This window comes from Haloferax mediterranei ATCC 33500 (genome assembly GCF_000306765.2).
GTDB lineage: Archaea > Halobacteriota > Halobacteria > Halobacteriales > Haloferacaceae > Haloferax > Haloferax mediterranei.
Genome location: NC_017944.1, coordinates 194,441 through 217,392 on the forward strand (window position 1 = coordinate 194,441; position 22,952 = coordinate 217,392).

A 22,952-nucleotide genomic window follows, 5' to 3' on the forward strand; every position below is an offset into this window, starting at 1 on the left:
AGCTACTGCAGTCGGTTTGGGTGGCGGGTTGCTTACGTTCAGCACTCCATCTGTGAGTGCACAAGCGGGAGGTCCTGTCATTCTTATGGGGATTGATACTGAGGACGGCGGCATAGGTGGGCACGGACCGGTCAGCACTTACGTCGGTATTGTCAACGATATCCTCAGTAGGGTGACTAACGGGAACAACGGGATTCTCGTCGTTGGCGGCAGCGCCAACAGCCCGGTGACGACGTTTTGGGACCGTATCGGGACTGATACGGGCGAATCAGTCACGTACGTCAGGGGAAGCACCAACATCCGGAGTCAGAGTTTCAGCGGGTTCGCGATGCTTGCTGTCGTCAGCAGTGCACCCGAAACGACCGGCGGGATGTCGCAAGCGGAAAATGACGCCCTAGTCAGCCGTTCGGCAGACGTCGCGTCTTTCGTAGATAATGGGGGAGGACTGTTTGGCAGCTCCCAAACCGACTTCAACAACGCCTGGGCGTATATCGCAGATATTGGCAGCTTCACGACCAATACAGGTCTCAGCTATAGTGACGTCACACCAACTACGGAAGGTAACAACATCGGTATCGTCGATCCAGATCTGGACCTCTGTTGTTGGCACGATACCTTCACCGCTTGGCCGAGCTTCCTCGATGTGCTGGCTTGGCAAAGCAACTCTGTTGGCCAACAGGCGGCAGCACTCGGTGGAGCTAGCGTGACCTTACAGGCACCGGATGCCCAGTGTACGGCATCTTTCCCGGGCAACAAAGCTTGCGTCACGGATACGGTAACCTTCGACGGATCGGGGTCGAGTGACCCCGACGGTGACGACTCCAAACTCACTTACAGGTGGGACTTCGACGGGGACGGTATCACCGACGCAATCGGTCAAATAGTTACACACAGCTTCTCAAGTCCAGGACAGAAGACGGTTGTACTGACGGTCATCGACGAAGACGGGAAGTCATCCACTTGCACTGAGGTGGTTAACGTGGTAGTCTGTAATCGACCACCAACCGCCAACTGTGAAATAATCATCCCGAACGACTGTGGAATATCCTTCCCGGGCAACGTTTCAGCGACGGGTGAGCCAATCTTCTTCGACGGGACGGGATCGAGTGACCCCGACGGTGACGTACTTACCTTCGAGTGGGACTTCGACGGGGACGGTATCACCGACGCAACCGGTGCAGTCGTCAAACACACCTTCACGACCGGCGGTAAAAAGACGGTTACACTCACAGTCACCGATGAACACGGTGCATCAGACACCTGTACGTTGACACTCACCGTGGCGATCAAAGCCGAAATCGATGTTAAACCCTGCTCTGAACCGAGTCCGATCAATCCCAGAAGTAGGGGCGTCACCCCGGTCAGTGTCAAGCAGACAAGCACATTCAACCCGACCGAACGGATTGACGTGGGGTCACTCCGCTTCGGCGACCCGGAGGATGTGAAGGTTGGCAGCGGTGCGAGTCCCGCCCATAACGGTCACGTCGAAGACACGGTTCCGTGTGGAGGAGACGGGAGAAATGATCTCGTACTCCACTTCCCAACTAGAGACGCTGGCTTCGACGGCGACGAAAATACGGGCCGATTGGAGGGCATGACACACGACGGTGTCCCGGTGTTTGGGGAGGACCGCGTGAGATTGGTCGGCCGGTGATTAGCATCAATCCCTCTTCACTCACTGTTTTCGATGCAAACTGGTCACCACCGCGTTCACTGACTCGCGGACGACTGCACCAGTAATCGGAGCGTCCGAAGGCCGACAAACCGAGGAACGCGGTCCAGATATTGCTCGTACTCGTCTCCGTACTGCTCTCGCAGCCACGGCTCTTCCGCGAGCGGGAAGCTGAACCACCACGCTAAGTAGAATCCACAGAGTGGAATCGCAAACGGCGAACCGGCTATAAAGGCATACCCGACCGTCGCGAGAACGTAGCCGACATACTGTGGGTTTCGTGAGTACTGATACAGTCCATCCGTCCGTAATTCACCTTCCAATCCTTGCGTCTGTTCCACGCCGAGGTCGAACGTCGAGATGGTGACGGTGACGAACCCGACGATAGCGAGCACGATTCCAAGATAGAACACCCAGGTCGGGAGACCGAGGGTTCCGAACTGGAGGATACCGAGTCCCAATAGCGATAGGTTCAGCGTATGCGAAAGCCCCCAAAACGCGTGGAACTGGAGGTTCTTTTCGCCGAGCGGATAGTACGACGTATAACCGAGTATACTCGCCCAGACGCCCCCGAGATTCACCACACCGGCCACAAGCCCGATACCAAGCAACACCTCGCTGAGTGTCAATAGCATCAGTTAGTGGTAGCATTGAGACCTGTTTTGGCGTTACGGCGGCACACTTAGATAGTTTAAATACAATGTCAGTTTTGCACAACGTATATGAAATATCTACGGGCCACACTCCGCCAACTGGACTGGATGTTACATCCGATGCAGCAGTTCATCCGCGAGAACGACGTCGTCCACTACGAGGAACTGTTGTCGTGAAATATCGAGACAGGAGGGGACATCGAGTACGAGCTATAGTAACGTTTGCAAGTCAGTGCACACTCAATCGACCGCTGTCGTGCGGTCGGATGTGTCTCCAGTTGCAAACGCTACTATATTTTACGTAGAGGCAGCCCGTGAGCCGTACGAAGACGCGATTTTATCCGTAGACTCGATTCGGTGGTACGAAATAACCCCGATTGATGAGAATTCGTTTTACGTCTATATCTGTCAAGAAACTCGGACCGAAGACCGGACGTGGCGTGAGGCATATACTGAACTGGACCTCGTCGTCTTGCCACCGGTCATCTACGACGCTGACGCAACATTTGAGATGACGCTCGTCGGAGCAGGAGAGGACCTACGGACACTCATCGAGCGGTTGCCGCCGAGTATCGACGTGACTATCCGTTCGATTGGAACGTTCGACCGCCGCCACGAGACTGTCGCCACAGACTGCACCGAACGACAGTTCGAGGCACTCCAAGCGGCTGTTGCAATCGGTTATTACGATGTCCCCCGTCAAGGGACGCTAAACGATGTAGCACATGCGCTCGATTGTGCGGAGAGTACTGCCTCCGATTTGCTCCGCAAAGCCGAATCTGCCGTGATGAAACGGCTGGTAACTCGGTATACTCACGAGTCTTAGATTTCTCTCACGGCCGTCTGGCCGGGAGGTGTATCCACCAATCAATTATTCAATACTATTATATGGTGGTGAGGTTACATTTCGTGTACACAGCGGAGTGTGATTGGTCGAATGTCTATGAATCTCACTGTCGAAAATCTCGGAATGGAGTACGGAAGTACCTGGGCGCTTCGAGATATCTCCCTTTCGTTCGATAGCGGCGTCGTCGGACTTCTCGGACCAAATGGTGCAGGGAAATCCACCCTAATGCGGATTATTACTACCTACCAAGAACCGACCGAGGGGACGGTCCACTGGAACGGAACTGAGGTGACTGAAAACCCACAGGCAATTCGGGAAGACCTCGGCTATCTACCGCAGGACTTCGGAGTCTATCCAAACCTGACCGCAGAAGAGTTCCTGTCGTATCTCGCTGGCATCCGAGGAATCAGCGATGCAAGTGACCGAATCGAAGAATTACTGCGACTGGTGAACCTCGAAAACGACCGAGACCGTCGATTAGGCGGCTTTTCGGGAGGAATGAAACAGCGTGTCGGCATCGCGCAAAGTCTCCTCGCCGACCCGGGGTTGCTCGTCGTCGACGAACCGACAGTCGGACTCGACCCGGAAGAGCGGGTCCGCTTCCGAAACCTCCTTGCAGACCTCGCCGAGGACCGTATCGTCATTCTTTCGACGCACATCGTCTCGGATATCGAGGCAGCCGCAAACGACATTGCGCTGCTCTCAAACGGAGCGCTCGTCGCCCACGAACGGCCGAGCGAACTACTGTCCCGAGCTGCTGATTCTGTCTGGGAGTGGGTTGTCCCGGATTCGGAATTGGCGACAGTCAAACAGGAATACATGGTAAGCGGGACGACGCGAACGCGAGACGGCCTGCAAGTTCGTGCCGTTGCAGACGACGTCCCAACGCCCGAAGCTACGCAAGTCGAGCCGACGCTCGAAGATGCCTACCTCTATGTCACCGGCGGAGGAGCACGGTAATGCTTACAGCGGTACTCGCAGTTGCACGAGCGGACTTCCGAGAGCGCTCTCGGACCGCGAAGTGGCTCGTCGTGCCCATCATTTTGGCGTACTTCGCGAAACTCATCACGGTCGACTCATCACTCGTCGTCGCCGGTGAGTACACAGGCGTTCCGACAGCCGCATGGTACGGTGCAATGCTGAGTGCTATCGGGACGAATATGCTGTTCGTATTCGGGTTTGTCCTTGTCGGCGGGAGCGTAAGCAGGGACCGAGACACCGGCGTTTCGGAACTCGTCGCAACGTCGTCGCTCTCGGACGGCAGTTATCTCCTCGGCAAATGGGCAAGTAATTTCGCGCTCCTCACGATAACGACTCTGGTCCTCGCCGTCTTGACTGCTGGAACCTTTGTTATCCAAGGAACGGGCGAGTTCGACCTCTGGGCACTGTTCTCGCCATTCATTCTGGTAACACTGCCGACAATGACGGTAGTTGCGGCCGCAGCCGTTTGCTTCGAGAGTAACCGATTCCTTCGCGGAACGGCCGGAAACATCATCTACGTGGTTGCCGCGATGTTCCTGACGCTTTTCGGAGCGTATTCAGGAGCGGTCGACCTCATGGGAATCAATATTTTCAGGGAGAGCATGGCGCAAGCGATAGCCTCGCAGTATCCAGCGTACGACGGAACGAACGTCGGGTTTCTCTACACTAATACCGCTGGAGAACTAAAACCATTCAACTGGTCGGGTGTCGCGTGGTCGGTGAAGCATTTCGCCACGAGAGTGCCAATCTTCGCGACGACTGGGATACTATTCGTTGGCTCGTACGTGTCCTTCAATCGGTTCGATACGACTAGTTCGTGGTCAGCCCCCTCTCTTACGCCTGAGCGTGAAGAAAGCGAGAATGGTAGCAACGAGGCGGAATCACCGCAACTTGCGGCAACAACCGACAATCAGTCTCGGAACCGGACTACAGACGTTTCATCACTGCCACCTGTTTCACAGACCGGCATCCGGTTCCCTCAGGTGTTTCTCTCCGAACTCCGCCTCGTCGTTCGAGGGCACCCTCGCTGGTGGTACGTTGCCTGCGGACTCGCCCTACTCGGGTCGTTCGTTCCATCAGTGACTGCACTCAGGTCCGTGATAATACCATTCGCGCTCCTGTTACCCCTGTCACTGTGGTCCTCTCTCGGAACCCGAGACCAAACGCACCGAACCCAAGAACTCGTCTTTGTAAGCAGTGGCCGGAATGTGCTGTTGGCGTCGTCGTACCTCGCAGCAGTCACAGTCGGTATTGCACTGACTTTCCCCGCCGCTGCCAGATTTGCGCTTACAGGAACGTTCAACGCGCTGTTCGGGTGGGCGGTCGGTGTTCTCTTTCTCCCTGCGGCAGCACTCGCGATTGGCATCTGGACTGGCCGACCTCGCGTCTTCGAGATGTTGTATCTGGTTGCGTGGTACGGTGGCCCGATGAACGAACTTATTCCGTTGGACTATCTTGGAGCGTACGACCAGACGGTTTCGTCGGGCGTCACGTTCGTCTACCTTGGACTGACCGTCGTCGCACTCGGGGCTGCTGTCGTTGGTCGTCGACGGATGGTCAGCGGCTGAAATTCTTCGAAAGCAAGCAAGGGTTCCGGCTAGCCAAACCGTTATTCCTCGCAGTCGCAGAGGCCGAGTATGAAGCTCTCCATCGTCGATCTGTCTCCGGTTCCCGACAACGGGACCGCAGCTGAAGCTTACGCGAACACTGTGGCAGCCGCAAGACAGGCCGAGCAACTTGGGTACTCCCGGTTCTGGGTGGCTGAACACCACGGGATGGCAGATACCATCGCGGGCACGACGCCCGAAGTATTACTCGGCCGCCTCGCCGGCGAAACTGACTCAATCCGACTCGGGTCAGGAGCAGTGCTACTCAACCACTATAGCCCGTTTAAGGTCGCAGAAGCGTTCGGTGCGCTGGATGCACTCGCGCCGGGCCGTATCGATGCGGGCCTCGGTCGGGCGAACGGCTCACCAGCCGCCGACCGTGCCCTTGGGACGGAACGACACGTGCAGAACCCGGACGAAGACCACACTGAGAAAATCGAAGCCGTCGTTACTCACCTCTACGACGACTACCCCGACGGACACGCCTACAGCGACCTCGAAATTCCGCACTCAAGCCATGACGTACCAACACCGTGGGTACTCGGGTCGAGTCCGTCGAGCGCAGCTATTGCAGGCGAACTCGGGTTACGATACTGTTTCGCGGCGTTCATTCGACCGCAGTTCGCCACACACGCGTTTGATGAATACCGTGAACGCTTCCAGCCGTCACAACTAGCCGGTGGTATCGACGAGCCACAGGGGATGGTTGCAGTAAACGCGGTCTGTGCTGAGACCGACGAAGAGGCGGCACGACTACGGGCAGTGGCTGAGGCGTCGTACAAACGGATGCAACGTGGAATCATCGGAACCACGCCGTCCATCGAGGAAGCTATCGACGAACTTGGTGGCGTCCCAGAACCAACACCTGCTACGCTCGATTCCGACGAATGGCCACGAGCCATTTCCGGGAGCCCAGAAACGCTTGCTAGCTTGTTAGAGCAACTTACGGAGCGCGTCGGCGTCGACGAAGTGATGATTCAGCATATCGTTTCCGACCACGAGCACGCACTCCGGTCCCACGAATTACTGGCCGATGGCGTCGGGCTTACACCCCGCTAACGAGTTGCACTACTAAGCTATAGTAGCGTTTGCAACTGGTGACACATCCGATCGCACGACAGTGGTCGAGCGAGTGTGCAATAACTTGCAAACGATACTATCGGAGAATCCCTCAAGGGAATCCGGTTCTCGAACCCCCCGAGGCGGCAGTGCGATTAGTCTTCTCCTGGCGCTACTGTCGCCGTTCCCTCACTTGGTGACACAGTGCTACTGGACTGCTCCTGGTCCTTATACATAATCTGCCAGCCGGTCATTCCCATGAATATGAGGACAAGCGGCGAGAGTAAGCCGAAGAAGTAGTAGGGGGCGTACTCCAGCGTCGGAACGCCGAGCGTTCCAGCCATAAACAGTCCGCCACTGCTCCATGGAATAAGCGCACTCGTCGTTGTTCCGGACGCTTCGATAGCACGCGAGAGATTTTCCGTCTTCAATCCCTGTTCGTCGTACAGGTTTCTGAGAGTCATCCCCGGCACGACGATGCTAACGTACTGCTCGGCGGCGAGGATGTTCATCGAAACAGCAGAGAGTGCGGTCGCGCCCGTTAGACTCGCCACGTTGTGGCACAGTCGGCCGAGATGGTGGGCGAGGACCGCCAGAATTCCGGCACGGTCGAGCATCCCACCAAGCGAAAGCGCAGCAATCGCAATCGTGACGATCCACGCGCCACCCGTCATCCCGCCGCTCTGCAGTAATCCGTTCACGAGTTCCATCCCCGTTTCGGGGGCAGTGCCGGATTGGGCGGCAGACCACGCCGCGGCGAAACCCGTCCCCTGCACGAGCATCGACGTGACCGCGCCTGCAATGACGCCCGTTCCGAGGGTTGGGAGCGCCGGAACGCCGTACATCGCAAGTCCGAAAGTGATAATCAACGGGAGGAAGACGACCGGCGACACGACGTAGGTACCTTCGATAGCTGCTTGGATCGATTCGACGCGACCGGCGGGAATGTTTCCGGAGGCAGTCATGCCGAGGAACGCATACAGAACGACCGATAAGGCGAACGCGATGAACGTGCCAGTCCGCATCGCGTTGATGTGCTCGTATAAATCGGTGTTCGTCACTGCGGCCGCGAGGTTTGTCGTATCTGAGAGCGGTGATTGCTTGTCACCCGTGTAGGCACCGCTGAGAACGGCCCCAGCAGTCATCGGTGCCGGGATTCCGAGGCCGGAACCGATGCCAATGAGTGCGACCCCAAGTGTTCCTGCTGTCGTCCAAGACGAGCCAACCGCAAAGGCAATAATCGCAGCGAGTACGGCGGCTATTGGAAGAAACACCGCAGGCGTGAACAACTCCAGTCCATAGTACATTAGACTCGGGATGGTCCCTGCCTGAATCCACGAGGAGATGAGTGCATAAACGGTGAACATGATGAGAATCACCTTCATCCCCAAGAGGAGACCATTCGAGATACCGTCATAGAGGTCCTCCCACGACAGGCCTAGGTGATAGTGAGCAAACAATCCAGTGAATACGATACCCCAGAAGAGTGGGAACTGTGGGTCCAAGCCGAACGTGATGATACCCACACTGAGGAATACGATCATTCCCGCGATGGGAACGAGTGCTGCGATGAGCGAGGGGCGTTCATCGGGGTCAAGTTGCCCGAAAAGACGAGGTTCGAAGTCTACCATTGACTTACCTTGCTGTCAGTCCGTTCGTCTACAACCGTGTTTCTGGCTACGAGATTCGTTGTATGTTGTACAAGCCGCCGTGAAACGGACCGATTCTCCCGACCACACGATGTGTGTTCCGTTGTCATACGTCCATTAACAATAATCAGGGATTGGGGCAAATAGAATCAATTTCCATATGGACTCACCTTTAAATATCCCAATGAATATGTCACGGATTTCAGTAGTTCGAAGTGATGATTTGAAAATATTTTCCATATTTTCTATATTTTTTACACGTACGTAGCGTGTGGGTGTGTGAACTGCGGTTCCACGCTTCGTTCATCGTTCCATACTTCGTTCCGGTAGTAGCATCCGTCCGTCTCATCTTCGTCACCGCATAGTTTGGGCTGATGGTCCAATACCACTGGGCAGTTTCTTATAAATTGGTACGCGTTCGGAGTGTCAGAGAATATGCTACATGATATGTATCAACCAATATGGGACGCAACCCACCCTCACGAAATCCAACCAGGAGTACCGAAGCCGAATGGCGGCGGTCTTTCCGGATTCGAGGTCAACGCTGGAGCGGAGCCACATCTCAATGGTATTTCGTTAGTACAGACTCATGACATCAACACAGACCCGAGAATCGAACCCGAGTGTCGATTCGAATCAGATATCTGCGCTTGAAACAGCCCGCCGACAGCTAGACGAGGCGGCGACGCACGTCGATATCAACCCGGATGTCATCGAACGTCTCAAACACCCGTCGAGGGTTGTTGAAGTCTCTGTCCCTCTCAAACGGGACGATGGCGAAGTTGAGGTCTTCACCGGCTATCGTGCACAACACGATAACGTTCGCGGGCCATACAAGGGCGGACTCCGATACCATCCAGACGTGACCGCAGAGGAGTGTGTCGGGCTTTCGATGTGGATGACGTGGAAGTGTGCTGTCATGGATCTCCCATTCGGCGGTGGAAAGGGAGGAGTTGCGGTTGATTCGAAGGACCTCAGCGATGCCGAGAAAGAACGTCTCACTCGTCGGTTCGCCGATGAGATTCGAGGTGACGTCGGCCCGAATCAAGATATTCCTGCGCCCGATATGGGAACCGATGCGAGGACGATGGCGTGGTTTATGGACGCGTACAGTATGCAGCAGGGCGAGACAATTCCGGGGGTTGTGACGGGGAAGCCCCCAGTCGTGGGAGGAAGCTATGGACGTGAGGAGGCACCCGGACGAAGTACCGCGATAATCACGCGTGAGGCGATTGACTACTACGGAAAAGACATCACAGAGACGACCGTCGCCGTCCAAGGATACGGAAGCGTCGGGGCAAACGCAGCACGCCTGCTCGACGAGTGGGATGCGACGATTGTCGCCGTCAGCGATGTGAACGGGGGAATCTACGATTCCAATGGATTTGACACCCACACCGTTCCGTCACACAAAGAAAAACCGGAGGGCGTGAGGCAGCACGAAGCCCCCAACACGATTTCCAACAGGGACCTACTGGAGTTAGATGTCGACGTTCTGATCCCGGCGGCAGTCGGGAATGCGATTACCGACGACAACGCCGACCGAATCGCGGCGGATATAATCGTAGAGGGCGCGAACGGTCCAACCACACCCCGAGCAGACGGCATCCTCAACGAACGCGGTATCCCAGTCATACCGGATATTCTCGCCAACGCTGGCGGGGTGACCGTCTCCTATTTTGAGTGGTTACAGAACATCAACCGTCGACAATGGTCCGAAAAGCGCGTCAACAACGAACTCGAAGCAGAGATGCTGTCCGCGTGGAACGCGGTCAGAGAAAAAGTCGACGTAGAGAGTCTGAGTTGGCGAGATGCCGCGTATGTGGTTGCACTCAGTCGTATCGGGAAGGCAAAAGAATCGCGGGGCCTGTGGCCGTGAAAAATACTCGTCGTCACCCTAGGTTAATGTATATAATCCAACAACTAGTGAGTGATAATGAGCTGTAGTAGATGCAACGGCGAACTTTCGAGACGGACCGACTACTGGAAGTGCGAACAGTGCGGATGGGTACCGAGAGAGGGAGCGGACTAAGCCAAAGCATCATCGTAACACGTCGATTGATTCCATTCACCAGGTCAACGATACTGTGAGAACGTGTCCAACTCTTTGGAGACGACTTTCACGGTAACGTTGAATCGCCCCCACCGACCGGTCTAAGAGGACCAATATTTCCAGATTAGTTACAGACGTAATGAGAAAACGCAACCCCGAAACCGAACACAAGGTGCTTACCGTACTCGTCGAGGAATCGCCACTGCACGTCATGGACATCGCCAAGACCACAGATTGTCATCCAATCACGGTGGACCATACCTGCGCGTATTTATACAAGCAGGGGCATATTCATCCACGCGGTCGAGGACGGTACGAGGTCACTGAGTCTGGAAAACAACAGATTACGGGCGGGTGTGATTCGTAAACAAGAGACCTGCTGCTATAGATAGGCGGCAAATACGTCTGCGAATTTTTCCTCGGCGCGCCTGAGGTGGTGTTCTACCGTCCGTCGGCCAACACCGACAGCATCTGCGAGCTCAGCGGTCGTTGTGCCACGTGGAATCTCGTAATACCCCTGCTCGTAGGCGGTGAGAAATACCTCACGTTGGCGGTCGGAGAGTGTCGGTAAAAACGAATCCACCGAAAGAACGGGCGTCTCCGACCGCACGTTTTTTAGCTCTTTTTTCGACTCGACTGTAACGGTATGGTCGGCCGAGATGTCGCTGTAGAATGTCGTGAGGTTCGACGAATCGAGTGAGAGTACACGAACGACCTTTGCACCATGTTCGTATCGTAATGGTGGTAACAGAAGGCAGTTGTTCGCGGCGAGATACGGCTCGATATAATCGCTTCCGTGCCGCTTCAGGCATGCTTCCGTGATGATAGTCTGGTCGCTCTCGTTGTCGATTCGTTCTTGGACGCCGACTTCCGAATCCACATGCTTCACTACCTCGTCCTGCCGCTCACCGGTAATGTGGAGTAAGTCACAGTGGTCGTTACACCAGAGTTCGATTGTTGTGTTATTTTTCGCCGTAGAGCTCGAATAGGGATCATCGCTCTCGATACGGAACACTGCCTTGTACATAGCCTCAGTTCGGGCTATGAGGTTAAAAGACACCGTCTAATTGCGCGGTCACGACCGATGGACCACTGTCAAAACCTATCGAAGGTGGCCGTGTCTATTCGATACAATACATTCTGAAACCAAGTGAATCATCGATGTCGAATCAGTTGGATAATACAGTGTTAGTTCGGCTGCCGTGTTTCGTACCGACTAACTGATAGATATGCCCTCTCAGACGCGAGATCTCTCTTTAATGTCTGTAACTATTAGACAGACTCTCCACGGATAGGGAGAGTAGACGGGACGACTATGTCAACTGAAACCACAGCGGAAAATAGGAATGGGTCCCCAGAATACGTATCGACAGCCACCTCAATTCTGGAGGGAGAAACAATTCGAAGGTCCGCAGTCGAATAGTGCTATTTGTGCACAAGAACAATGAATAAGAAATCAGCAGATGTCAAATAATTAGACATCATGAGACGGCAATAGGAAAGGGAAACATAGCCAAGACCAAGGCGGATTTCGAGGCAATGTTAATGCTAACCGCCGCTGATTGTGTCGTCCTCCCGACTCGACAGCGGTGGTCTCAGCGGCTGATACCGCCGCTCGATTGCTCCCGCACGCGGTCAACTTCCTGCTGAGTGACGACCGCCAAGTCTCCATCGAGCGTCCGTTTGAGTGCCGCAGTTGCAGCACCTTGTTCGAGTGCAGTCGTGAGAGGGTCCCCGCGAATCCGCGACGCGAGATAGCCGCCGACGAACGCGTCTCCAGTCCCAATCGGGTCGAAGGTTTCAGTCTCGAACGCGCCCTGCTCGTATACCCTCCCATCGGACAGCGCCAACACACCCTCGTCACCACGCGTGACGAGAACCGTCTCGAAGCCGTGTTGGTCGTCCAGCGCCGTCGCAATCGCCGAAGCGTCACCGTCGAGTCCGAGGACGTTTCGTGCATCGCGTTCCGCGACGACGAGGACATCGATGTAGGGGAACAACGATTCGAGCGTCGCGCGGGCCTCGGTTGGCGTCCAGAGTTTCGTCCGGTAGTTCAGGTCGAAGACGGTCGTCGTCCCTGCGGACTGTGCGGTTTCGAGCAGGACGCGCGTCGTCTCTCGGAGTTGGTCCGATAGCGCCGGCGTGATGCCGCTCGTATAGTAGTAGGCTGCTTCCTCGACAGTATCGGTCGGCAGTTCTTCGGGCGTGGCTGTCGTTACCGCAGCATCGCTGCGGTCGTAGACGACCGAGGTTCCTCTCGGCTCGCCACCGTGTTCGAGGTAGTAGGCCCCCTGACGATGCTGGTCCGTCCAGACGATTTCCGGGGCAACCCCGTGTTGGCGGATGTCGGTGACGACTCGGCGACCAAGTGCCGAATCGGGGAGTTTCGAAATCCACGTGGTGTCAACACCGAGCCTGCTCGCAGCGATTGCCACGTTCGACTCCGCACCGGCCGTACTGAACCGAAGCGTCTCTGTCGTCTCCAATCGACTTCCGCGTGGTGGTGAGAGTCGGAGCATCGTCTCACCAAACGTCACGAGGTCAGCCGTCACAGTGTTCACTCTCCTGAGGGGTGGTCACCATACTCGTTCCTCACGGAGTTGCGGGATAATTCCTCTGTTTTCGACGATGTTTGCTACGAACTGAGCAAGCCAGCAACCCCGTACAGATTCCCGCCTGTACCCCGAAAATTAAGAGGTGTGTCGCCCTGATATGCGTAATGTCCGCAAACATCGCCCAGCGAATCGTAGAGACGGGTATCGTCGCAATCGTTCGTGGTACAGACCCGGATACGGCAATCGAGACCGTCGATGCACTTCAGCGAGGTGGCGTCTCCGTCGTCGAGGTGACGGCGAACACCGACGGCGTACTCGAAATGATTCGAGACATCTCCTCGACGTTCACGTCCGACGAGGTCGTCGTCGGCGCAGGGACAGTTCTCGACAACGAAACCGTGCGGGCGACGATGCTCGCTGGAGCCGAGTTCATCGTCACCCCGTCGTTCGATGCAGAGACGGTGAAAACCGCGAATCGCTACGGTGCCCCCTCTATCGTCGGTGTAGCGACACCGACTGAAGCTGTCGACGCATACACCGCCGGAGCCGACATGGTGAAAGTGTTCCCGGCGTCGTCGCTCGGTCCGGAGTTCGTCTCCTCGCTACAGGGACCACTTGGGCATATCCCGACTGTCCCAACCGGCGGCATCTCACTCGACAACGTCGGCACATTCGTCGACGCCGGTGCGACCGCCGTCGGTGTCGGGAGTTCACTCGTCGACGGCGACGCTATCGAACGGGGAGACTACGAAGAACTTACTGCGAACGCCCGTGCGTTCGTCGATGCCGTCGCTGCTGCGCACGACGACTAAGTCGGAAGTCGGCGAAACGCGGAAAAGAATAAGACTGCGAGTAGCCCGGTTCCCCAACGTGAAATCGCGTCCCTGTCGCGGTATGTCGACTGTTTTGATGAGCCGTTCCAAACGTTTGTCACTAATTGCGGTATGGCTCGTTCTGACTCACACCTCGGCGACTACCTCTATCTCTACGTCGATGTCGACGGGGAGTTTCACGACTTCGACCGCGCTCCGAGCAGGGTACGGAGACGACATGTGTTCCCCGTAGACCTCGTTTACCTCGTCGTAATACCGCATGTCCTTCAGGAACACCGTTGCCTTCACCACGTCTGCAAGCGACGCATCGCCTGCTTCGAGGATGGCTTCGATGTTTTTCAGTGTCCGCTCGGTTTGTTCGCCCGGAGTGCCGGAGATGACTTCGCCGGTTTCCGGGTCGACGGGGCCTTGCCCGGAGACATAGATTCGGTCTCCGGAGACAACCCCCTGTGAGAATGGGCCGATACTGTCCGGTGCCTCGTCTGTTGTTAGCTCTTTCATTGGGACTGAATTGGTAGGAGTTGGTTATTCTCGTGCGGGAATCTCATCCGTCTGGTATATCTCGTTGATAAACGACGTCGGGAGGCTCGTCGTGAGACCGCCGTCGAGTACGAGATTCTCACCGGTTATGAAGCTGGACATCTCAGACGCAAGGAACAGCGTCGTATCTGCGACTTCGTCGGGAGTTCCGAACCGCCCGAGTGGATACTGGTCGAGCCAGCGGTCCCGGGCGCTTGATTCGCCCGTCCGACCCTCCGTGCTCTCCATCTCCTCGCGTCGGTTGGCGGTTTCAATCGTCCCCGCGGAGATGACGTTCGAGCGGATGCCGTGTTGACCGTAATGGGCGGCGATGTTTCGGGACATCGAGAGGAGTCCGCTCTTCGCTTCCGAGTAGCCGGAGAGTCCAATGCCGAAGAGTCCATTGACCGACCCCATATGAACCATCGAGCCTCCACCGGAGGCAACCATGGCCGGGAGCACCTCTTTGCTCAACAGGAATTGACTCTTCAGGTTCAGGTCGACCATCCATTCGAACGCCGCTTCGTCACAACGGTGGATGGTGTTGGCCGACTCGTCCGAACCGCCGGCGTTGTTCACCAAGACTCGAATATCGCCGAACTCGTCAATCGTAGTATCGACTAGATTCCGGATCTCGTCGCGGTCGGTCACGTCGCACTCGACAGGGACGACTCGCCCGGCGTGTGCGGCAGTCAGTTCTTCAGCCACCGGTTCGACATCGTCGTAGGACCGCGAACAGATGGCGACATCCCCGCCGGCTTCCGCGAACCGCGCCGCGATTTCACGGCCGATGCCACGGGATGCACCGGTGACGATTGCCGGACGGTCTCGTAGTGATAACTCAACCATAGCGGGAGAATCGATGCGGTCGCACCTCTTGAACCTTGTCATGGTGTCCCATTATATCCGGTACGCTTCGATGGCATCGAGGTCGACCGAAATGCCGAGACCCGGACCGGTCGGGGCGGGCAGGCAACCGTCTACGACTTCGAACGGTTCTTCGATGATGTCCCCTTCCCACGCGTAATACGTCGAGTCCGGCGGGAGTGAGAACCCAGGGATTCCGCTGACGGCGTGGAGGATTGCGGCCGTCCGAATCCCGAGGTCGAACGCGCAGTGGTGCGTGAACGGAACGCCCGCATCTTCGAGTATTGCTGCTTGCTGGCGAAGTCCACTGATACCACCGGCCGGGGTGAGGTCGATGACGCCAACGTCCATCGCGCCGGCCTCGACCAGCGAGGAGATGTTGTGCGAGATGTAGGTGTCTTCGTTCGGTGCGATGGGTTGCCGCAGACGCTGCCGCAACCTCGCCAGCGACGTGTGCGAATCCACTCGAATCGGCTGTTCGAGGTACTGGAGGTAGATTCCCTCGTCTTCCAGCATCGCCCCGACGCGGACCGCCTGGTCGAGGGTCCATCCCTGATTGGGGTCGAGACGGAATTCGAGTTGTCCGTCCGTCTCGTCGTGCATCGCTTTGATTCGCGCAACGTCCTGCCGCCAATCCTTGCCAGCTTTCGTCTTGAGAACGTCGAATCCGGCCTCCAACGCCTCTCGTGCTTTGACTCGGGATTTCTCGGGTGAGAGAATTCCGAGACAGAACGCAACTGGAACCCTCTCCGGGGTCAGGTCGTTGGCACCCACGTTCTCTCGGTGACGGAGGGAGCTCTGTGTCGGAGCAGTCCACCCACCGAGGAGTTCGTAGACGGGGCGGTCGAGCGCCTTCCCAACGATATCCCAACAAGCCGTCTCGACGGCGGCGAAGAACATATCGACGTTCGTGTATTCGACGAACACTTGCCGACGGAGCCGCTCGATTTCGAACGGCGATTGCCCGGTAATCATCGGGCCGACGCCCTCCTCGATAATCGATTCGGTGGCGGACGGCGAAAGGAACACGCGCATTTCCCCCCAGCCAGCGATTCCTTCGTCCGTATCGACGCGGACGAGTACACGCTCCATCGATTCGAGTTCCCCGTGGTTCGTGGTGTACGGACCGATACCAAGGGGTTCGTCGAGATTGGTCAACGGAACATCTACAGTAACCGCTGTCACGTCGGTTATCTCCATACCAATGGTTGTACCGGGTGGCAGTAAGAAAGTATCGTTTGTTACAACGTGGCAGTGTCTGTTGCCGCCCGAATCCAGTCGAGGGAGTGCTCCGGTAACAGCCCGTAATTGTAGAAGGAAACACGGGGGACGCCCGCAACCCGAAGCGCATCCACGATTTCGACGAGGGTCGCCTCGTCGTGTATCGCCGGGTGGCCCGGAAGAAGCCCCACGTGAAGCGGGACATCCGGGGTCAATGCATCGACGGTTCGATACGCATCCATCACCGCGTTTCTCGACGACTCGTACGCCGGAAGGCAGTAGTAATCGACGTGCTCGGATAACTGGTCGAGGTTTGCGCCGACCATCCACTCTCGTCCGGGTTCGGGTGCGCCGACGTAATAGCCGAGCGGCGTCGACCCGCTGGACGCCGACAGTTCTGCGTAGAGGTCAGCCAGCGTCTCTTCACGAATGTCGACGTAGTCGGCGACTACGTCGTGCTCACGGAGCCATCGCTCGGGAGAGAGGTCGTCCGGAATCGTCCCAGCAACGACCGCATCGAGCGTTTCAGCAACAGTCCTTCTGACCTGTTCGACGTCGAGTCCGGCGTCCGCCGCGGTACTCCGGCAGTGGTCACAGAAACACAGTCCGAGTAAGAACTCGCCGAGCGTCCCGAGTTGCGCGTGAATCTTCTGGTGGTGCCAGCCGAATCCGGTGCCGTAGAAGTAGTCGAACGTCTCCAGTTCGATACGGTCGAAGTGTTCGCGGGCGGCCAAATCGCGGACGAGTGCGGTCAAGTAGTGCTGTACGTCGGGGTTCGACGGACAGAGTCCGAACACCAAATCGTCGCCGTGGGCCGACGTTAACGTCACATCGGGGTGGCGCATCCCGAGCCGCGAGTTGTGACAGCCGACCGTCCACGAGTTCAACCGAATGTCGCCAAGCCCGGCCGCGATTTCGTCAATCCAGTCGCCGGACATCCCCTCGTACGGGACCGGTTCGAGTCGCCCGTACCCGTCGTCGGGTTGGAAGTACGAACTCGCACGCGCGAAGAACGTCCGTCGTTCGGGGTTGTGTGGCGAGAAAGCCTGCACAGTGTGATAATTAGTCGCAAGGTTTAGTTCGTCGATTCCCAGTTCGGTGAGTCGAGCCGTGACCCGGTCGGGACCCTCCTCGGAAAGGTCCCACGGGTACGCCCAGATGGCGAATTCCATACGAAGCCGTCCACTGGAGCGGTAATAAAGGTGAAGGGAGGTTGGGGAAGAGAGAAGGGAGGCAGGCTGTGCGGTGCTGGCTTACTCCTTGACCGCACCGGCAGTCATTCCGGCGACGATGTACTGCTCGAGGAAGGCGAACAGGACCAAAAGCGGAATGATACCGATGACTGAGACAGTCAGCATCATCCGCCAGTCGGTCTGGAGCGCCCCGACCATCGAGAAGACCCCGCGCGGAATGTTGTACTTCCCGCTGTCGGTGAGGAACGTCAGCACGAACAGCAGTCGGTTCCACGCGTACAGGAACGTGTAGGTGATGCTGGCGACGAGTGCGGGCTTAGTCAGCGGAAGGACGATTTTCGTGAGTATCTGGAACTGGCTGGCACCGTCGATACGAGCCGACTCTTCGAGTTCGACGGGAACCGTCTTGAAGTAGCCGTAGAGCATCCAGATGTTGAACGGCAGGGTAAAGGCCGCCGCGGGGATTATCACCGCGAGGTAAGTGTTGAACAACCCGAGTTGGGTGATAACGTCGAAGAGCCCGACGATGAGCACGACCGGCGCGAACATCTGGACGACGAGCACGGCGAGCAGGAACGTCCGCTTCCCGACGAAATCGTTCCGTGCGCACGAATACGCGGCCGGGATTGCGAGCAGGAGCGTCAGTACGACGGTCCCCAGCGAGATGACGAAGCTATTGGCGACCCACAGGACGACGTCGGTCTGTGTCCAGACATCGAGGTACGCCCCGACAGACGGGTCTGATGGGACCAGCGTCGCCGGGGCCGAGAAAATCTCGGACTCGGGCTTGAACGTACTGGAGAACATGGCGTAGAACGGGAACATCATGACTCCGAGCAACGCGATGAGGACGCCGTAGACTCTGACCCGCCGGAGGCCGGTTCTGTTGTGGCCCGCCATCGTCATAGTTCGTCACCTCCTCGGGTGTACACCCGCAGATAGACGATGGCGAACAGGAGGAGGAACAGGAACCCGATGACGCTGTAGGCAGCGCCGCGACCGAGGTTCCCGTTCTGTAATCCAACCTGATAGATATGGATGACCAGCGTCGCAGTCGTACTAATCGGACCCCCACCGGTCATCGTCCAGATGACGTCGAAGCTGACGAAGGTCCAGATGGTCGATAGCAGCGTGGCCATCAGAATGACGCTCTTGAGCTGCGGCAGGGTGATGTACCGGAACTGGTGCCACCGCTCGGCCCCGTCGATTGCGGCCGCCTCGTACAGGTCCTGCGGAATCGATTGCAGTCCAGCGAGGAAGATAATCGCCATGAACGGCGTTCCGATCCAGACGTCGGCGACGACGACACCAAGCCACGCGATATCGGGATTTCCGAGGATACCGATTCCCTGGTCTATCACGCCAAGCTTGAGGAGCACCGCGTTGAGGTAGCCGAACTGCGGGTGTTCTATCCACCGGAACACGACCGCAGAGATGGCATACGGAATCCCCCACGGGATGAGGAATGCCGTTCGGAAGAACTTCCGACCCTGAATATCGTTCTTCAGATGAACCGCGATGAGCAGTCCGAGGAGCGTCTTGCCGGCGACACCAACCAGCACCCAGCGCCCCGTCTGCCAGAGGAGCCGGTAGAAGATGTCGCTGTTGACGATTTCGACGTAGTGCTGCAGGCCGACGAACGTCTCGATAGTCGAGTCGGCCGGTGAGCGGTACAACGACAGACGGAACGTCTCCAGTATCGGGTAGCCGACGACGGCGAGCAGAAATACTGCAGCGGGCGCTATCAGGAAGTAGGCGCGCCGGTTTTGCTTGAGGTGTGCGATGGACTGAGAGAGACGTGATTCCCCGTCCGTCTTGGAATATTCTTCAGCGAGACTCATGGTGTTCCATTTTAGCTCATTGCATCTTCGAGGTCGCTCTGGGCGTCATCCAGGGCTTTTTGCGGGCTTTTTTGGTCCGCAAGCGCCTCCTGAATCGCCTGGACCATCCGGTCGTTGAACTGGCTGAAATTACTGAGCTTCGGCCGGGCACGGGCATACTGGCCCGCCTCGACGAACGGTCCCCAGTTTTTCGACTCGGAGAAGTACTCCCGTTCGCCGACCGCTTTGACGACCGGGAGGAACCCCTTCTGCTTCGAGTACTGGAACCGCCGTTCCTCGTCGAAGTAGAACCGAATCAGGTCCCGTGCGATGTCCTTGTGCTCGCTTTGGCTCAGGATGCCGAGCGTGTCGATGGTAAAGAGGCTGTACCGTCCCTCCGGACCCTTTGGGACCTGGGCGATACCGTACTCAAAGTCGACTTCGCCCTTCTCCTGGGATTCGGTAATGTTGAGTCCCGTGTACACGTGGCCGATGACCATCCCAAGGTCACCGTTCTCGAACAACTGCCGGATGTCCTGGCGGGTCGAAGACAGCGGCGAGGCCTGCGTCACGCCGTGTTCGAGGTGAAGGTCGGCGTAGAACGAGAGCGCTTCGGCGGCTCCGTCCGAATTGACGACCGGCATCCCCTCGTCGTCTACCAGGTCTGCACCGTACGACCAGTGGTAATGGTAGTACTGCGACCCGGTCTCGATGGCGTCAGCCCCGGCAAGGCCGAGTGCCGGGACACTCACCTCGCCGCTTTCGGTAATCGTCTTCGCGGCGGACAACATGTCCTGCCACGTGTCCAGCGACGGGTTCTCCGGGTCGAGTCCGGCAGCCTCGAACACGTCCTTGTTGTAGTAGAGACACTTGTTCGAAGCCGCCCACGGTACACCGTAGTGAGAGCCGTTGTACATCGTCCCGTTGGCAACTCCTTCGGCGAACTTCTCGCCGAATTCGCCGTCCATCAGGTCGTCGACTGGTTCGAGTGCACCCTTCCCGACGAGTTGCGGAATCCAGCGCGCAGGCCACCGACTCACGTCCGGTGCTTGTCCCCCGTCGACGCGGTTGTTCACCGTTTGACGTGCATTGTCCCACGTCACGCTCGTGAACTCTACGTTGACCCCGTACTCTTCTTCGAAGGCAGCGTTGTTCTCCTCGAAGAACTGCTTGATGTTGTCACCAACTCCCATCGTGAGGAACTGGATACTCTGTCCACCGTCGTCACCGTTTCCACCGTCACCGCTGTTGCCGTCGGCAGTGCCAGTCCCATCGCCGTTTCCATCGCCGGTACACCCGGCGATAGCAATCATCCCGCCAGCACCGAGTGCCTGAAGGAGTTGACGACGGTCCAGAGACTGCTCACTAGGCTGCCCTTTGGTATCTTTTCGCATCATTGCTACCACTTACTCCCGCATATATAATTGTTTATGTTCATATTCTATTTTTGTCAGTAGTGCGTTCAGTGCAGTTTACGCGTTGTGTTCGTGGATAGTACGCAACAGCGAAGCGAGTTCTTCCCCGATAATCGACCGAATCCGTTCCCCTTTCTCAGCGCTGGCCTTTTCAGGTAAACCGATTGCACCGGAGTCAGAGTACACATCAAACGACCGGTACACACCGACAGAACCGCCATCAAGCAGGTCCTGTCCAGCCCACTGGTACTGTTCGTCTAACGTCTCACCATCGCGTTCCGAGGAGTCACCGACGAGGTCCGGACGGAGTGCAAGCATAAGCGACGTTTCGAACTCACCCCCGTGGGCCATCCCACCGGTCTCACTGTCTCGGAGCGCCTCGATCCGGTCGGATGCCAGTTCGAAGTACGTCGTTCCAAGGACCTCGGCGTCAGCCTCCACGCCGACCGTGCTGACGACCGATCCGATGAGCGGTCCGTTGCCACCGTGGCCGTTGACGAACAGCACGGCATCGAATCCGTTTTCGAGACCGGTACTTGCGATATCTTCTAATATCGCACGGAGGTTCTCGAAGTCGAGTGAAAGCGTCCCGCCAAACGTGAGGTGATGCGGCGAGAAGCCACTCCAAACCGTGGGCGAGACGACGACCGGAACGTCGTCAAGTCGTTCGAGTGCGGCATCGACCATCGCTTCGACGAGAAGAGAATCAGTGACGACCGGAAGGTGATGTCCGTGTTGTTCGATGCTGCCAACTGGAATAACCAAGATAGAACCCGGTTGAGACCCGGTCTCCCGAACTTCCCTTGCCGTCATTCCCGCCCATTCGTGCTCGCCTCGACCAATCGTATTGTACATCATATTAGGCTGAATCCGTTATCTGTAGCTCGTTTACCGGCACGCGCGCTCCGTCGACATCGAAGAGATGCATATCGTCGATATCGAACCCGAGTGTAATCTCGTCGTCGACCGCTGGACGGAACTCACTCTCGACCCGCGCAATCACTTCGGACGATTCGCGAGTTGTTTTGAGGTAGAGGAAGTTATCCGAGCCAACCGGCTCGACCACGTCGACAATCGTATCGATGTACCCACCCTCTCGTTCGGCGGTGAGGTCTTCCGGTCGTACCCCAAGAGTGTACTCTCCCGACGGGACATCGACGTCGAGCGCGAATTCGAAGCTCGGCGATTCGAAGTGTGCACCCTCGTTGGCAGCGGTAACGGTCACGTCGAAGAAGTTCATCGATGGCGAGCCAATGAAGCCGGCGACGAACTCGTTGTTCGGTTCGTCGTAGCATCGCTCCGGCGGGTCGACTTGCTGAAGCTTGCCGTCGTTGAGAATGACGATACGGTCGGCCATCGTCATCGCTTCCGTCTGGTCGTGCGTGACGTATATCGTCGTGACACCGAGGTTTTCTTGGATTCGCTGGATTTCGGTGCGCATCTGCGTCCGCAACTTTGCGTCCAGATTCGACAGTGGTTCGTCCATCAGGAAGACATCGGGGTCGCGAACGATGGCACGCCCCAGCGCAACTCGTTGCTGTTGCCCGCCGGAGAGTTGTTTGGGTAAGTCATCCAAGAGTTCGGATATCTCCAGCATCTCAGCGGCGTCCTCGACGCGCGTTTCGATTTCGTCGTCGCGCTCACCCGCGAGCCGAAGCCCGAACGACATATTCTCGCGCACGGTCATGTGCGGGTACAATGCGTATGACTGGAACACCATCGCGATGTTCCGGTCTTGTGGCCGGACGTCGTTGACGACGGTATCCCCGATGGATATCTCACCACCAGAAACGGTCTCAAGCCCCGCGACCATCCGAAGCGTCGTCGATTTCCCACAACCGGATGGGCCGACGACGACGACGAACTCGCCATCCTCCACAGTGAGGTCCAAGCCCTCGACTGCAAGGATGGAATCGTCGTACACTTTGCTGACGTTCGATAGTGTAACCTTGCTCATATAGGGTGAAGGATAATGCACTATCCTGAATAATAAATGTTGGCAGTGGAT

The 22,952-nt window shown here is 57.2% G+C and carries 20 protein-coding genes; 7 read left to right on the forward strand and 13 right to left on the reverse strand.

Annotation, left to right across the window (positions count from 1 at the left end; translation table 11 throughout):
• Positions 1-52: 52 nt before the first annotated feature.
• Positions 53-1,654, forward strand: a complete 1,602-nt coding sequence (locus HFX_RS17605; protein WP_160163663.1) for a PKD domain-containing protein — start codon at positions 53-55, stop codon at positions 1,652-1,654.
• Positions 1,655-1,710: 56 nt separating this feature from the next.
• Here HFX_RS17605 and HFX_RS17610 read toward each other — a convergent pair whose 3' ends face one another.
• A complete protein-coding gene (locus HFX_RS17610) occupies positions 1,711-2,307 on the reverse strand; it encodes a methyltransferase family protein (protein ID WP_004060950.1) in 597 nt (198 codons plus the stop codon).
• A gap of 286 nt (positions 2,308-2,593) precedes the next feature.
• On the opposite strand from HFX_RS17610, the gene HFX_RS17615 reads away from it, so the two are divergent.
• The 4 genes from HFX_RS17615 to HFX_RS17630 all read left to right on the forward strand — a co-directional run bounded on the left by HFX_RS17615 (position 2,594) and on the right by HFX_RS17630 (position 6,819).
• Positions 2,594-3,151: a helix-turn-helix domain-containing protein gene (locus HFX_RS17615; protein WP_004060949.1), complete on the forward strand. Its 558-nt coding sequence runs from the start codon at positions 2,594-2,596 to the stop codon at positions 3,149-3,151.
• 117 nt (positions 3,152-3,268) lie between these two features.
• A complete protein-coding gene (locus HFX_RS17620) occupies positions 3,269-4,132 on the forward strand; it encodes an ABC transporter ATP-binding protein (protein WP_004060948.1) in 864 nt (287 codons plus the stop codon).
• Entirely contained in the window at positions 4,132-5,721 is a 1,590-nt protein-coding gene (locus HFX_RS17625) for an ABC transporter permease (RefSeq protein WP_004060947.1), read from the forward strand. Before HFX_RS17620 ends, HFX_RS17625 begins: the two co-directional genes overlap by 1 nt.
• Positions 5,722-5,790: 69 nt before the next feature.
• Positions 5,791-6,819: an LLM class flavin-dependent oxidoreductase gene (locus HFX_RS17630; protein WP_004060946.1), complete on the forward strand. Its 1,029-nt coding sequence runs from the start codon at positions 5,791-5,793 to the stop codon at positions 6,817-6,819.
• A 155-nt stretch (positions 6,820-6,974) separates the two neighbouring features.
• Here the strand turns inward: HFX_RS17630 and arcD are convergent, their stop codons facing one another.
• Positions 6,975-8,450: an arginine/ornithine antiporter ArcD gene (arcD, locus tag HFX_RS17635; protein ID WP_004060945.1), complete on the reverse strand. Its 1,476-nt coding sequence runs from the start codon at positions 8,448-8,450 to the stop codon at positions 6,975-6,977.
• Positions 8,451-9,057: 607 nt separating this feature from the next.
• Between arcD and gdhB the strand changes: the two genes are divergently transcribed.
• Complete coding sequence (gdhB, locus tag HFX_RS17640; RefSeq protein WP_004060944.1) at positions 9,058-10,347, forward strand: glutamate dehydrogenase GdhB; 1,290 nt, start codon at positions 9,058-9,060, stop codon at positions 10,345-10,347.
• Positions 10,348-10,903: 556 nt separating this feature from the next.
• Here the strand turns inward: gdhB and HFX_RS17645 are convergent.
• Both HFX_RS17645 and kdgK1 read right to left on the reverse strand, forming a co-directional pair.
• Positions 10,904-11,548 (reverse strand): helix-turn-helix domain-containing protein, encoded by a 645-nt coding sequence (locus HFX_RS17645; protein ID WP_004060942.1) that lies wholly within the window; start codon positions 11,546-11,548, stop codon positions 10,904-10,906.
• A 568-nt stretch (positions 11,549-12,116) separates the two neighbouring features.
• Complete coding sequence (gene kdgK1, locus HFX_RS17650; protein WP_004060941.1) at positions 12,117-13,073, reverse strand: bifunctional 2-dehydro-3-deoxygluconokinase/2-dehydro-3-deoxygalactonokinase; 957 nt, start codon at positions 13,071-13,073, stop codon at positions 12,117-12,119.
• A gap of 167 nt (positions 13,074-13,240) precedes the next feature.
• Between kdgK1 and HFX_RS17655 the strand changes: the two genes are divergently transcribed.
• On the forward strand, positions 13,241-13,888 hold the full coding sequence (locus HFX_RS17655) for a bifunctional 4-hydroxy-2-oxoglutarate aldolase/2-dehydro-3-deoxy-phosphogluconate aldolase (RefSeq protein ID WP_004060940.1): 648 nt from the start codon (positions 13,241-13,243) through the stop codon (positions 13,886-13,888).
• A 147-nt stretch (positions 13,889-14,035) separates the two neighbouring features.
• Here the strand turns inward: HFX_RS17655 and HFX_RS17660 are convergent, their stop codons facing one another.
• The 9 genes from HFX_RS17660 to HFX_RS17700 form a co-directional block, all read right to left on the reverse strand.
• Positions 14,036-14,410, reverse strand: coding sequence for a Rid family detoxifying hydrolase (locus HFX_RS17660; protein ID WP_004060939.1), 375 nt, complete (start codon positions 14,408-14,410; stop codon positions 14,036-14,038).
• 24 nt (positions 14,411-14,434) lie between these two features.
• Positions 14,435-15,277 (reverse strand): SDR family NAD(P)-dependent oxidoreductase, encoded by an 843-nt coding sequence (locus HFX_RS17665; protein ID WP_004060938.1) that lies wholly within the window; start codon positions 15,275-15,277, stop codon positions 14,435-14,437.
• A 51-nt stretch (positions 15,278-15,328) separates the two neighbouring features.
• Positions 15,329-16,495: a mandelate racemase/muconate lactonizing enzyme family protein gene (locus HFX_RS17670; RefSeq protein WP_004060937.1), complete on the reverse strand. Its 1,167-nt coding sequence runs from the start codon at positions 16,493-16,495 to the stop codon at positions 15,329-15,331.
• Between the two features lie 41 nt (positions 16,496-16,536).
• On the reverse strand, positions 16,537-17,688 hold the full coding sequence (locus HFX_RS17675) for an alpha-amylase family protein (RefSeq protein WP_004060936.1): 1,152 nt from the start codon (positions 17,686-17,688) through the stop codon (positions 16,537-16,539).
• An 81-nt stretch (positions 17,689-17,769) separates the two neighbouring features.
• Positions 17,770-18,615, reverse strand: a complete 846-nt coding sequence (locus HFX_RS17680) for a carbohydrate ABC transporter permease (protein WP_004060935.1) — start codon at positions 18,613-18,615, stop codon at positions 17,770-17,772.
• Positions 18,612-19,550: a carbohydrate ABC transporter permease gene (locus HFX_RS17685; RefSeq protein WP_004060934.1), complete on the reverse strand. Its 939-nt coding sequence runs from the start codon at positions 19,548-19,550 to the stop codon at positions 18,612-18,614. The genes HFX_RS17680 and HFX_RS17685 overlap by 4 nt, the downstream gene beginning before the upstream one ends.
• Before the next feature lie 11 nt (positions 19,551-19,561).
• Positions 19,562-20,842 (reverse strand): ABC transporter substrate-binding protein, encoded by a 1,281-nt coding sequence (locus HFX_RS17690; RefSeq protein WP_004060933.1) that lies wholly within the window; start codon positions 20,840-20,842, stop codon positions 19,562-19,564.
• A 159-nt stretch (positions 20,843-21,001) separates the two neighbouring features.
• Positions 21,002-21,802: a creatininase family protein gene (locus HFX_RS17695; RefSeq protein WP_004060932.1), complete on the reverse strand. Its 801-nt coding sequence runs from the start codon at positions 21,800-21,802 to the stop codon at positions 21,002-21,004.
• A gap of 1 nt (position 21,803) precedes the next feature.
• A complete protein-coding gene (locus tag HFX_RS17700) occupies positions 21,804-22,901 on the reverse strand; it encodes an ABC transporter ATP-binding protein (RefSeq protein WP_049917553.1) in 1,098 nt (365 codons plus the stop codon).
• Positions 22,902-22,952: the final 51 nt, after the last annotated feature.